Raw genomic sequence first — 11996 nt, 5'->3', positions numbered from 1 at the left:
GCCGGCCTGCCGCCGAGCGGCCGGGAACGGGCCTTCGAGAGGCGCCTGCCGCGCTTCGACACGGAGCGCCCAGTCGTGTGGAACCCCCATGACGACTACTGCTAGTGTGCGCACGGTCACAGTAGGCAATTAGGCCTCTATGTACAGGCAATGAAGGGCCGAGGGTTCCATGCGCAAGCTTCAGCAGGTCGTGATCATCGCCGCAGCGGCCGGCAGTCTGTCCGCCATCGGCGCGGGCGCCGGTACCGCCTACGCCCACGACGGTTCCGCCCACCGAGGAAAAGACCTCTTCCGTCCGTACCAGGAGTGCAGTCCGCAGACGGTGGTCGACACCAACCTCCCGATCGGCGTGCTCGCCGTCCCCGAGACCTGGGGCACCACCTGCGGCCAGTTCAACCACGCCTTCAATCGGTAAGGCAGCCAGGGAACCGCACGCGATGCGCGCCGCGGGCCCTTCGGGGGCCACCCCCGAAGGGCCCGTTCGCGCGCAGCGTGACCCAACGGATCGCGCGCGGTGCGGCCGAACGGATGGTTCGCCACCGAGCGCCCCCGCCAGTTCCGGCCTTTACGCGCCCTGACCTGCGAAGATACGAGAAAAGCCCCCGGACCGGCACCCGTTCGCGATGGTCATAAAATCCGGCGCGTCGCCGAGCGGCTACGGGACATTTCGCATTATCGTCCCGTAACTGTACGCAGTCGATCCCTTACGGATCGATCCGCTCAACCTACCGGAGAAGAAATGCTCAAGCTTCGCAAGGCTGCCGTTGTGGCCGCCGTCCTCGGCAGTGTCGGCTTCCTCGGCGCCGGCTCCGCCTACGCCGACGGCGGCTACGGCGGCGGCGGCAACCACTTCGACATCAGGCAGGGCAGCCAGTGCAGGTCGCACGACCTGAACGTCGACGTCCTCGGCGAGGTCGGGGTCCTCAACGGCGTGCTGGGTAACGCGCTCAACGGCGAGGGTGCCGCGGGTTCGCAGTCCACTCCGATCGGCTCGGGCATGGGCTGCAACAACGGCGCCTTCACCCGATAACCGAATGGGGTCCCGGTGTCCGAGCCACAGGCCCGGACACCGGGACCCGTTTTTCGACCTTCTTCAGGGCCCCGGCGCGGGCCGGTTCGTGGTGCATGACACCCGGTCATCGATCACAAAGGAACGCAGCACATGTTCAGTTGGAAGAAGATCGCAGCCGCCTCGGGGCTCGGGCTCCTGAGCGGCCTCGCCGTGACCTGCGCCGGTGCCGGTGCCGCCCAGGCCTTCGACGGCGGAACCTCGACCATCTGCACCCTCGACATCCAGGGCAACAGCACCTGCGCCCAGCGAAGCCCCGCCCACACCAGCGAGAACGGCAGGTACAGCGTCAACCAGTCGCAGGACTGCTTGGCCACGAAGCCCGTGTCGTTCCCCGCAGGAGGCCTGCTGAACAACGGGAGCACGGCGATCGGACCCGCCGTGAACTGCTCCAACACGGCGCCGGAGGCGAAGGACTTCAACCCGGCCGGCATGACGCCCTGAGCCCTGAAACTTGAGGCCCAGAGGCTGTTGCGCGAGCCTTCGGCAGGTCGACCCGCGCCAGGTGGCGCACGCGGCGTGGTGAAGGCTCCTGGAACGCCCTCACAAACGGTGGATGGCAGGCCGGTTGGTCCCGGTCCGGCCGTCCACCGTTTCCGTTCCCGCACGAGCACCGCGGGGGACGCCAGAGGCCGGCCCGCCGTCGTCGTTACCGCCGGAGCGCCTGACGCCCCGTCATCCATCGTCAGCCTGCCGTACGGCGGCGGCCCCCGGTCCACCGGGCCACAGCCGCGGGCGCAGGACCCGCGATCGACTGAAGACCGGCGGGAAGGGCGAAAAGGGGTCCCGGCGCCGGCCTGTGGCTCGGACGCCGAAACCCCTTTCAGCTGTCTACGCGACTGCTGCCCGGCTGCTTACGCGACTGTCCGGCGCTCAGAGAGCGCCGTTGTTGCAGCCCGCCTTCGAACCGAGGTGGGTGGGCTGCGCGCCCGGGGAGCCCTCGCCGTTGAGCGCGTTGCCCAGCGTGCCGTTGAGAGCCCCGACTCCCCCGAGGACGTCGATGTTCATGTCGTGCGACCTGCACGAGGTGCGCTGGTCGACGTCGATGTCGTGGGCGCCCGACTCACCGTGGGCGTAGGCGGTACCGGCGCCGAGGGAGCCGATGCTGCCGAGGATGGCGCCCAGGACGGCAGCCTTCTGGAGCTTGCGCATTTCTTCTCCGTTGATTGAGCTGATGCGATCTGCAAGAGATCGGCTTCTTATGGATGCGGGAGACCCAAGAGGAAATGCCCCGCACCGCTCGGCACGGCATCGGCAGGGCGGAACGGGCGGAGACGCCCCGCGGCCGGGTGCAGTTGACGCACCGGCCCCAGGGGCGGCGAGCAATCCGGGCGGGGCGTCGGCCCCGGCCGCCGTCTGCGGACTGCGGACTGCGGACTGCACTCCTGCTACGGGCCTAGGAGGTTGTTCTGCTCCCGGCAGGAAGACCTGTGGGGAGCGGGGCCGGGGCCGCGGCCGGCGAGGGCCCCACCTCTGCTGTTGCTGCACTGCGGAGGCGGGGACATTCCGGATCGTCCTTGAACGGTCAGGCCATGCGGGGCAGATCAAGCTGCCCCACGGGAGCCGCCGCGAGCCGCCCGAGCCCAACCGGGGAGACCTGCGGGACCTGCGGGGAGACCAGCGGGTTGACCAGAGGGTTCACCTGCGGGTTCACCTGCGGGTTGACCTGCGGAGCGACCTGCGGGGCGTGCTGCGGGGGGACGACCTGCGGGACGACGACCTCCGGGGCGACCTGCGGGGTGACCTGCGGGGCCGCCTGAGGGGCCACCTGCGGGATGACCTGCGGGGCGGGCAGCTGCGGCGCGGGAGCCGGGGCGGCGGCCTGCTGCGGGGCGGGAGCCGGAGCGGCCTGCGGGGCGGGCTGCTGCGGGGCGGGCAGCTGCGGTGCCGGTGCCGGGGCGGCGGCCTGCTGCGGGGCGGGCTGCTGCGGAGCGGCCTGCTGGGGGGCCTGCTGCGGGGCGGCCTGCGAGACGGAAGCCTGCGAAGCGCCCTGCGAAGAGGCCCATGCAGAGACCTGCGGAGAGGACTGCTGCGGGGCGAAGGTCTGCGGTGCGGGCTGCTGCGGTGCGGGCTGCTGTGGAGCGGGAGCCGGAGCGTAGGCCTGCGGCGCGGGCTGCTGCGGAGCCGGGGCCGGCGCGTAGGCCTGCGGGGCAGGCTGCTGCGGCGCGGGCTGCTGCGGGGCAGGAGCCGGAGCGTAGGCCTGCTGCGGAGCCGGGGCCGGCGCGTAGGCCTGCGGCGCGGGCTGCTGCGGCGCGGGGGGCGGGGCGGCACCGTTGTACCCGACGGGAGGAGCGTCGGCATGGCTGACGCCGGCACCGATGGCGGACAGACCACCGGCCGCTGCGACGACGAGCATGACCTGGTGAAGCTTGCGCATGGAACCCTCGGCCCTTCATTACCTGTACATGGAAATCTGATTACTTATTGCAGTCTTGTGCGCGCTAACACGGTGGAAGCCTCCCGCAGGCCCGCGACGGCACTCGCTGCGCTGCTCTCCAACGCTCTTCGAAGCCGACGGCGGATCCCCATCGCCTCACCTCTGATTCGCGTCGGACAACATTGCCGGCGTGGTCACCGCGGGCTGCCCCCGGCACCAAGGAGCAGCGTTTTCCGGCGGCGGCCCACGGGCCCATTCGCTGTTCTCTCCCAGGAGGGAACGAGATTTTCCCTGGCCGGGTCACGGGAGCCGATGCGCGGTCACCCATTTGCCACCGTGCGGATTATCGGGCTATTGATGGCGACGCGGCCGCAAAGGCGGGCGGGCCCGCCCGCGCGCACCGCTCCCACCGCCCGCGCCGTCAACCATCCGACGCCACATAGCACTTGGGGACCATCTCGAAGACGAGGTTCGCCGCGGGGCGCCGAGCCCGCCCTCCGCGATGCGCTCCACCCGCTCCGTATTGGCGCCACATGTAATTCCATGCCGGGCCCGGTGCGTGTTCTCGCCGTCGTGCGATCGGGTGATCGCTTGGCGTGGACATCAGGGCCTACCACGCACGGGTGGAAGGGTGACCGGTGCAAGCAGCACGCCAACGCCACGAAGTGAAGCAGGAGTCGCTATGCGCCGCGCACTCGCCACCCTTGTGGGAGCCCTCGCTCTCACCGGGATCCTCTCCGTCCCTGCCCACGCCGACGACCCCGGCACGGGCCTCCTCGATGTACTACCCGTGAAGGCTGCCTCCGACCTCGGCCCGCTGCACATCGGCCGGTTTCCCCTGCTCGATCCCCGCTGATCGTCCGATCGCGGTGGGCACCCCTCACCAGGTAGGCACGAAACCGCAGTCGGCACGCAGCTTAAGAAGCGACCCTGGTCTCGATCTTTCGTGACAGCGCGTCGGATATTCCAGCGGTCTTTTCGGTTTCTCGAGTCAGTGACGGGCACGGCACCGGCCTGGCTCGTCCGCGCCCCCGTCTCAAAGTGATAATCGCCGTGGAATCTCTCCATAAAATCGAATTGGCGTCACTCGTCAGCCGAGTGAGCGCACACACCAGGCTGAAAGAGTGATCGAAATGCCGCATTCGTAGCCTTCCCTCTCAGGTCTCGTTGAGTCTTATGCGGTCCGCGGCCGTGACCGCACTGCTAAGAAGGAGTCACGTGATCAAGAAGGTCATTGCCGCTTCGGCTGCCACCGGCGGCCTGCTGCTTGTGAGCGCGGGCACGACCGTCGCCGACACCGGTGCCCATGGGTCCGCTGTCGGCTCTCCCGGCGTTCTGTCCGGCAACCTGGTCCAGGTGCCAATTCACATCCCGATCAACCTCTGCGGCAACACAGTCGACATCGTCGGGGTGCTCAACCCCGCGTTCGGCAACCGTTGCGCCAACGTCGATTCGCCGGTCCACGTGCGGCACCACCACCAACAACAGAAGAAGGAACACAAGCCGCAGGAGCGCCACTACAGGCCGTCGCATCACCACCGCGCGCCGGCGCCCCAGGTCGTCAAGCCCGTGATCCGGCACCATCACCAGCAGCTCAATGTGCCGTCCGCTCGTCCCCAGCTGGCACACACCGGTGCGGAAAAGGTCAGCCTGGCGATTCCGGCCGCTGCCAGTGCCGCAATGGTCGTCGGTGGCGTCCTGCTCTATCGCCGGGGCCGGCGCGCCGCCGCCCAGGACTGAATGTAGGTAGCGACAGCCGTCCGAGGCTGTCGTTCCGTCACATATGAGTGTGGGGCCCGGTAGTCGCCGGGCCCCACACTCGTGCGTCCGTTCATTTTCCTCAATATCTGCCGCCGTCGGCCACCAACATCCGCCGCAACAGGACTTCCCCGTCCGGTGCCGCGTAGAGCTTCACCTCCGGCGACGCATGGGCAGCCCTTGCAGCCATATAGCACATCCACTCCAAGACCACCGCCTGCTATGAGGCGACGTCGCCAACGCCCCAAATGATTCACGCCGGCGGGCAAATGGGTGACCCCGCCTCGGCTTCCGTGACCCGACCAGGGGAAATCTCGTTGCCCCCTGGGAGAGAACAGTGAATGGGCCCGTCGGGTGCTGTCGGGGGAAACGCTCTTCCATGGTGCCGGGGGCGGCCTGCGGGAAGTTTCCACCGTGGTCCGACAGGGGGTGCGCAGGGCGCAAAACCCCAGGATTACCACTGTTAGCGCGCGCAAGACAGCAAGAAGTACATCAGTTTTCCATGCACAGGTAATGAAGGGCCGAGGGTTCCATGCGCAAGCTTCACCAGGTCGCGCTCGTCGTCGCAGCGGCAAGCGGACTGTCCGCCATCGGTGTCGGCGCCAGCTCCGCCGACGCTCCCGTCGTGAACAACGGTGCCGCCCCGCCCGCTGTTCCGCAGCAGGACGCCCCCCAGGCCGCTGCTTGGACCGCTTCGCAGGCCACTGCGCATGCATCCGGCTCCCACGCCGGTCCGCAGGAGAGCGCCCCCCAGGCCGCCGCCCCGGAATCCGTCACCCCGCAGCAGACCCCGCAGGTCTCCCCCCAGGTCAACCCGCAGCTCAACCCGCAGCTCTCCCCGCAGGTCGCGCAGGTCTTGCCGCAGACCGCCGCCCCGCAGGAGCAGAACAACCACTTCCGTCCGTACCAGGAGTGCAGTCCGCAGACGCTGCTCGACGCCAACCTCCCGATCGGCGTCCTCGCCACTCCCTCGACCCGGGGCTTCACCTGCACCCAGGCCAACACTCAGGCCAACGCGTACGCCACCGCCAGGTAAGGCGACAGCGCACTGGCGGCAGCCCACCGAGGTCGCCGCGCGCGACGCTCACCGCGGGCCCTTCGGGGGTGACCCCTCGAAGGGCCCGTTTGTGTGCGGACTGGCGGAACTGGTCCCGCACGATGCGGCCGAACGGGTGGTTCGCCACGGAGCGCCCGCGCCTGCCCGGGACTGTCGACGCCCTGACCTGCGACGAGCGCGGGTCAGCCCTCGGTTGGGCCGATAGCGCTGGTCATGGATTCCGGCGCGTCGTCCAGCGACCACGGGACATTTCGTATTAACGTTCCGTAACTGTACGAAGTCGATCCACAGCAGATCGCATCCGCTCTACCCCACCGGAGAAGAAATGCTCAAGCTTCGCAAGGCTGCAGTCGTTGTCGCCGCCCTCGGCAGTGTCGGCTTCCTCGGCGCCGGCACCGCCTACGCCCACGGCGGGCCGGGCGGCAACGATTTCGACATCAGGCAGAGCACCTCGTGCAAGTCGCACGACCTGAACCTCGACGTCCTCGGCGAGGTCGGGATCCTCAACGGCCTGCTGGGCAACGCGCTCAACGGCGAGGGCAACTCGGGATCGCAGCAGACCCACCTGGGCTCGTCCATGGGCTGCAACAACAGCGCCTTCGGCAAGTAAGCGCCTTCGGCAAGTAAGGGAAACGGGCCCCGGTGTCCGAGCCACAGGCTCGGCACCGGGGCCCTTTGCGTCGTTCTCCAGGGATCCTGATTCCGGGGACGGAGTCGGGTGCCGGATGTATGGGACAGGGGTGGACTGACGCCGCCGAAGTGCGGTGCCCGCCAATGCCGTTGCACGTGCTGTTGCGGGAGGCCGAAGCTCGCCATCGCCGGCGGTCCCATGCCATTCAAGCCGTCCGGCGGACGGTTGACCGGGGGGCAGGTTCGCCCATCGTGAGGTACGGAAGATCCGTACCGAGCCGCATCGTTGGGCTCTCCAATACCCAAGTCACCTTCTTTCGGGCCGTGTTCAACCTCCTCGTTCCGGCCGCGCGGCGCGAAGGCCCCGCTCGCTCGGATGCGAGGGGGTCTTAGGGCGGATGAGGTGGCGGTCGGCGGCCGACTCGGCGCCGGCTTACTGGGCGCGGACGACCACCGTGCCGACCATCTTGTCGGCGAAGGTCCGGTTCTTCTCGTCCCCCAGCGGCCACCAGTAGCCCAGGCCGCACAGTGGGCCGTCCAGGATGTGACAGAAGCGGCGTCCGAGCGCCAGGCCGAAGCCGGACAACCAGCCGTTGTTCTCGCGGGCGAGACGGATGCCCAGGGCCTTCTTGTCCGGGGTCTGGCCCGTCTTGCCCTCCTTGACGAGGAGGATGATCCCGCCGACCATCGCGTACAGCCAGGCGATCAGGCCGAGGCCGCAGTTCATGACCCCGTCGCGTAGGTCGATCACCAACGGGATGATGACGACAACGATCGGCACCACGCCCACGATCAGGCCGTCGAGCAGGGCGGCACCCACCCGGGCCCCCAGCTCGCGAACGCCGTCGGCACGCCCGGCATCCCGGCCTGCCCCGGGTAGCCGTAGCCCGGCGCGGCCTGCTGAGGAGAGCGGTACCGGGCGGGCTGCTGCGGAGGGTCCGCGAACGGATGCTTCGCCGGCGCCCCTCATCGCTGCGAGTGGGCGGTGCAGGAAAGGGATGTCGCGGCACGGTTCGATGAGATTTCGCATGCGGGCCTGATGGGCCGAGTGCGGCAACGGATGACGGAGGGGCGCTTCCTGACGCCGGGAAAGGCGCTCTGAAGGGCGCGAAACGCAGATCGGTGCGCCGCGGGGCGACACGTTGCCGCCGCCCCTGCTCGTAGGCATCGCGCTGGCGGTTCTCGACGGTGCTGGGTGGCTGGTGTCCGTACCTCGGGGGCTTTACGCGGCGAAGGGCCTGGAGGCTGGGGACGGTCCGATCCGGGAGGCGCCGGCGGAGCAGAGGCAGAGGCAGAGAGCGATCACGAACGAGGTGTGGACCGAAGTGGTGCTGGGTGGGCCTGAGTTGATCGGCCACCCGTCCGCTTCCGGGCTGTCCGGGTAAGGCCCGGTCCGACCCTTTCCGGCCGTATCAAGGGCGCAGCCTGCAGGCGCTGCTCGACGCCGACTTCCAGCTGTCCGCAGGCCAAGATTTTCGCCGGCGCAAAGCGGGGCCGAACGGGTCGTAGGCGGTGCGGCCGAACGGGTGGTTCGCCGCGGAGCGCCTGCTCCTGCTTCCGGACCATCGGCGCTCTGACCTGCGAAGAACGCGGATAATCCCGGCCCGACGGCAAAGCTCCATCATACAATCCGGCGTGCCGCTGAGCGACCGCAAGATACTTCCTATTAGCCTCCGTAACTGGACGAAGTCGATCCGTCACAGATCGCATCCGCTCTACCCACCGGAGAAGAAATGCTCAAGCTTCGCAAGGCCGCCGTCGTGGTTGCCGCCCTCGCCAGTGTCGGCTTCCTCGGCGCCGGCGCCGCTCACGCCGACGGCGGGCGGGGTGGCGACGAGTTCAACATCAGGCAGAGCGCCTCGTGCACGTCGCACGACACGAACGTAGACGTCCTCGGCGAGGTCGGGATCGGGAACGGCCTGGGCGGCAACCTGCTCAACGGCGAGGGCAGCCCGGGTGCGCAGCAGACCCACCTGGGCTCGACCATGGGCTGCAACAACAGCGCCTTCGGCAAGTAACGGAAACCGGCCCCGGTGCCCGAGCCACAGGCTCGGGCACCGGGGCCGATTGCTGCCCTTCTTCAGGGCCCTGGGCGCGGGCGACCGTCCGGTCCGCAGTCCGTCCGAGGTCATGAGGGGCCAGGGAACGGCCTACGGCGGACCGCAGAGGGGACGGCGCCGCCAGCCACGCGAGGCTGCTGTGGTTGGCCGCGGAGAGAGCTGCTGGGCCCGGTACGGATCGACAGCCGTCCGACCGCCCTGAAGGCCGAGACAGCCAAGCCCGGCCCTGAGCCGTGGGTTCATGGTCGACATCGCCGGGCAGCTGACGCGGAGCGTCGTAGCGGGCCTCGACCTTCCGGCAGACGGTGGAGCAGGCCGCCCAACAGGGTAAGAGGCAGACGAGGCGGGAGAGTTGCTGCCGCGTGGCGGCCGCCGAAACGCGCGTGCGCCTCGACGCGGGCGGTGGACCAGGTGTAGTGGTCCACCGACAGCACCGGGGCGCACGAAGATGTGGCGCAAGGTGGCCTGGACCAGCACGAACGCCCGGACGCGGTGTCGCTTACCGGCGCGCGGGCTGGTCCACTTCCTCAGGGAGCCGTGGCGGGCTCGGGGTCAACCCGGCCGGCCATCCACCGCATGAGACTCAGAACTCAATGTGGGGCGGCTTGAAGCCCTTGGGCGCCGCCACCCTGTTGGAGCAGTTCATGACGGGCCCGATCTTCGTCGTTCCCCTGTTCAGCAGGCCCCACTCGGGCCACACCACGCGGTGCCGGGCGGTCGTCGAGCAGTGCTTCGTCTGCTTGATGACGACCCTGCCGTCCCTGCTGGTGTAGATGCTCTGGCCCTTGTGGATGCAGGTGCGGTTGCCGTGGGCGGAGCGGTGGCAGTGGCCCGAGGGGCCTCCGGCGTACGCCTGGGCTGCACCGGCGCAGGTCATGCCGAGTCCCCCGAGGAGCCCCGCGACAGCTGCGATCTTCTTCCAACTGAACATGTGTGTGCTGCGTTCCTTTGCGATCGATACCCGGGCGCCGTACCGCGAGCGGCCCGCGCCCGAGCCCTGGAGAAGGTGAGAAACGGGTCCCGGCGCTGGGCCTGTGGCCCGGACGCCGGGACCCCTTTCCCTTACTTGCGGAAGGCGTCGTTGTTGCAGCCCATGCGCGAGCCCTGCTTACCGCTCTGCGCGCCCGGGTGACCCTCGCCGTTGAGCGCGTTGCCCAGCACGCCGTTGAGGAGCCCGACCTGGCCGAGGATGTTGACGTTCAGGTCGTGCGACTTGCACTGAGTGCTCTGCTTGATGTCGAAGTCCCGGTGGTGGCCGCCCCAGTGGTGGCCGCCCTGGGCCTGCCGAGCGGGGGCCTGGGGAACGACCTGCGGCGCGGGGGCCTGCGGGACCACCTGGGGAGCGGGGGCCTGCGGGACGACCTGCGGCGCGGGCGCCTGCGGGACCACCTGCGGCGCGGGCGCCTGCGGAACGACCTGCGGCGCGGGCGCCTGGGGAACGACCTGCGGTTCGGCGGCCCGCGGCTCGGCCCGCTTCTCACTGCCGCCCGTCGCAGTGGCTCCTGCAGCGGACTGCGAAGTGGCCCATGCAGAGGCCTGCGGACCAGGGTGCATGGCACCGTTGTACCCGGCGGGAACCTCGGCGAAGCTGACGCCGGCACCGAGGGTGAACAGACCGCTGACCGCTGCGACGACGACCGCGGCTTGTTGGATTTTGCGCATGGAACCCTTGACCCTTCTCAGTACATGTACATGGAGACCTGGCGTGACTACTTATTGTCAGCATATACACACTAAACGGAGCCATTGCGACATTTCGCCTCGCTGCGGACTCCGTGTCGGACCATGACGGAAGTTCCCCTCCGATGCCTGCCAGAAGGTGTCCATGGGCGTTGATTCATTGTTGAGTGGGACGGGGAGGCGGGTGGGGTGGCGATGCGGGCCGCTCGGCGCGGGCCGTATCACGCCGACCGGTGCGGGCCGGGCCCGTTGACGGCCGCTTGACTGCCCGACAGCCCCTTGACTGCGACTGCCCATTGACTGCTCTCTCGCGGGGAGCAACGAGCTTTCCCCCTGGTCGGGTCACGGGAGCCCCGGCACGGTCACCCGTTTGCCCACTGGACGTCAATGACGTGCCCGCCCGGACCTGTTCTGTGGGCCGTCGGTGGCACAGCGGCCCACGCCCGCTGGCGCCTGCCGTCAGGCTCGCCCACCGCGCTGAACAATCGCCCCGGTCAGGACGTACGGACGCGTCTTGGTGGACTGAGGGGAACGACCGATGGACAGAGCGGGACAACCGGATCGCAGAGCCCTGCTCGCCGGCGGACTTGCGGTCGCCATGGGCGCGCTGACGGGGTGCTCCTCGACGAGCGCCGCCCCGGTGGCGGCCGGCGCTTCGGCTACGCCGGAAGCACGGCCGACCACGCCCGCCGCGGCGTTCGCGAGACTGATGGACGGCAACAAGCGCTGGGTGAGCGGAGACCTCCGGCATCCCGACCGGGACCCGAGCCGGCGCCAGTTCGTGGCCCAGAAGCAGAAACCGTTCGGGGCGATCCTCTCGTGCATCGACTCCCGGGTGCCGCCTGAGCTGCTCTTCGACACCGGGCTGGGCGACCTCTACGTGATGCGCACGGGCGGGGAGGCGGTCGGCCCGGTGGTCACGGGTTCCGTGGAGTACGGGCCCATGACGAGCGGCACTCCGCTCATCGTGGTCCTCGGGCATCAGCGTTGCGGCGCCATCGAGGCGGCGTACACGTCCCTGCGTGACGGCAAACCGCTGCCCGGCAACCTGCAGGCGATCACCAAGGCTCTGCGGCCGGCGTACGAGGAGACCGTCCGGAAGGGCGGTGCCGACCCGGTCGAGACCATGGCCCGCGCTCAGGTGAAGCTGACCGCGGCCGACCTGCGCTCCAACCAGGACCTGGCCCCGCTCGTGGGAAAGGGCGACCTTGCCGTGGTCGGCGCCTTCTACTCGCTCGACACCGGCAAGGTGGAAGTCCTGGCCGGGGCGCCTTCCTGACCGGTCGGACGCGGCAGTTGAGACAGCCGAGAGAAACGAGAGAGCCGAGAGAGATGAGACAGCGGAAAGTCGGCATCACGTCAGCA

Annotated in this window: 13 protein-coding genes and 1 pseudogene; 9 read left to right on the top strand and 5 right to left on the bottom strand. The window is 69.1% G+C overall.

All coding sequences use genetic code 11. The features are described from left to right. Window positions 1–169 precede the first annotated feature (169 nt). The 3 genes from ACZ4S3_RS08490 (at window position 170) to ACZ4S3_RS08480 (ending at window position 1513) form a co-directional block, all read left to right on the top strand. Window positions 170–415: a hypothetical protein gene (locus ACZ4S3_RS08490; protein WP_467928377.1), complete on the top strand. Its 246-nt coding sequence runs from the start codon at window positions 170–172 to the stop codon at window positions 413–415. Between the two features lie 324 nt (window positions 416–739). Further along, window positions 740–1030: a hypothetical protein gene (locus ACZ4S3_RS08485; RefSeq protein WP_467928372.1), complete on the top strand. Its 291-nt coding sequence runs from the start codon at window positions 740–742 to the stop codon at window positions 1028–1030. A 132-nt stretch (window positions 1031–1162) separates the two neighbouring features. After that, window positions 1163–1513 carry a hypothetical protein gene (locus tag ACZ4S3_RS08480; protein WP_467928368.1) on the top strand — a complete coding sequence of 117 codons (351 nt, stop codon included), beginning with the start codon at window positions 1163–1165 and terminating at the stop codon, window positions 1511–1513. 429 nt (window positions 1514–1942) lie between these two features. Here the strand turns inward: ACZ4S3_RS08480 and ACZ4S3_RS08475 are convergent, their stop codons facing one another. Both ACZ4S3_RS08475 and ACZ4S3_RS08470 read right to left on the bottom strand, forming a co-directional pair. After that, window positions 1943–2221, bottom strand: a complete 279-nt coding sequence (locus tag ACZ4S3_RS08475) for a hypothetical protein (protein ID WP_467928365.1) — start codon at window positions 2219–2221, stop codon at window positions 1943–1945. Between the two features lie 373 nt (window positions 2222–2594). Then, a complete protein-coding gene (locus ACZ4S3_RS08470) occupies window positions 2595–3446 on the bottom strand; it encodes a hypothetical protein (protein WP_467928361.1) in 852 nt (283 codons plus the stop codon). A 682-nt stretch (window positions 3447–4128) separates the two neighbouring features. Between ACZ4S3_RS08470 and ACZ4S3_RS08465 the strand changes: the two genes are divergently transcribed. From ACZ4S3_RS08465 to ACZ4S3_RS08450, 4 genes and pseudogenes are all read left to right on the top strand, one after another. Continuing rightward, a complete protein-coding gene (locus ACZ4S3_RS08465; RefSeq protein WP_467928357.1) occupies window positions 4129–4302 on the top strand; it encodes a hypothetical protein in 174 nt (57 codons plus the stop codon). A 362-nt stretch (window positions 4303–4664) separates the two neighbouring features. Further along, window positions 4665–4892: pseudogene (locus ACZ4S3_RS08460) on the top strand (chaplin); the annotation flags it as partial. 844 nt (window positions 4893–5736) lie between these two features. Then, window positions 5737–6240 carry a hypothetical protein gene (locus tag ACZ4S3_RS08455; protein WP_467928353.1) on the top strand — a complete coding sequence of 168 codons (504 nt, stop codon included), beginning with the start codon at window positions 5737–5739 and terminating at the stop codon, window positions 6238–6240. 346 nt (window positions 6241–6586) lie between these two features. After that, window positions 6587–6871 carry a hypothetical protein gene (locus tag ACZ4S3_RS08450; protein WP_467928349.1) on the top strand — a complete coding sequence of 95 codons (285 nt, stop codon included), beginning with the start codon at window positions 6587–6589 and terminating at the stop codon, window positions 6869–6871. Window positions 6872–7324: 453 nt separating this feature from the next. On the opposite strand, the gene ACZ4S3_RS08445 is transcribed toward ACZ4S3_RS08450, so the two are convergent. Then, a complete protein-coding gene (locus ACZ4S3_RS08445) occupies window positions 7325–7711 on the bottom strand; it encodes an RDD family protein (RefSeq protein ID WP_467928344.1) in 387 nt (128 codons plus the stop codon). Between the two features lie 913 nt (window positions 7712–8624). On the opposite strand from ACZ4S3_RS08445, the gene ACZ4S3_RS08440 reads away from it, so the two are divergent. After that, entirely contained in the window at window positions 8625–8909 is a 285-nt protein-coding gene (locus ACZ4S3_RS08440; protein ID WP_467928340.1) for a hypothetical protein, read from the top strand. Window positions 8910–9534: 625 nt separating this feature from the next. On the opposite strand, the gene ACZ4S3_RS08435 is transcribed toward ACZ4S3_RS08440, so the two are convergent. After that, complete coding sequence (locus tag ACZ4S3_RS08435) at window positions 9535–9882, bottom strand: hypothetical protein (protein WP_467928336.1); 348 nt, start codon at window positions 9880–9882, stop codon at window positions 9535–9537. Window positions 9883–10013: 131 nt separating this feature from the next. Beyond that, the gene (locus tag ACZ4S3_RS08430; protein WP_467929653.1) at window positions 10014–10286 is read right to left on the bottom strand and encodes a hypothetical protein; all 273 of its coding nucleotides are present in this window, start codon (window positions 10284–10286) and stop codon (window positions 10014–10016) included. An 883-nt stretch (window positions 10287–11169) separates the two neighbouring features. Between ACZ4S3_RS08430 and ACZ4S3_RS08425 the strand changes: the two genes are divergently transcribed. Then, on the top strand, window positions 11170–11910 hold the full coding sequence (locus ACZ4S3_RS08425; RefSeq protein ID WP_467928331.1) for a carbonic anhydrase: 741 nt from the start codon (window positions 11170–11172) through the stop codon (window positions 11908–11910). Window positions 11911–11996: the final 86 nt, after the last annotated feature.

It is taken from the genome of Streptomyces sp. NPDC028368 (assembly GCF_055565615.1).
This window is presented reverse-complemented; position numbering and strand designations above follow the sequence as displayed.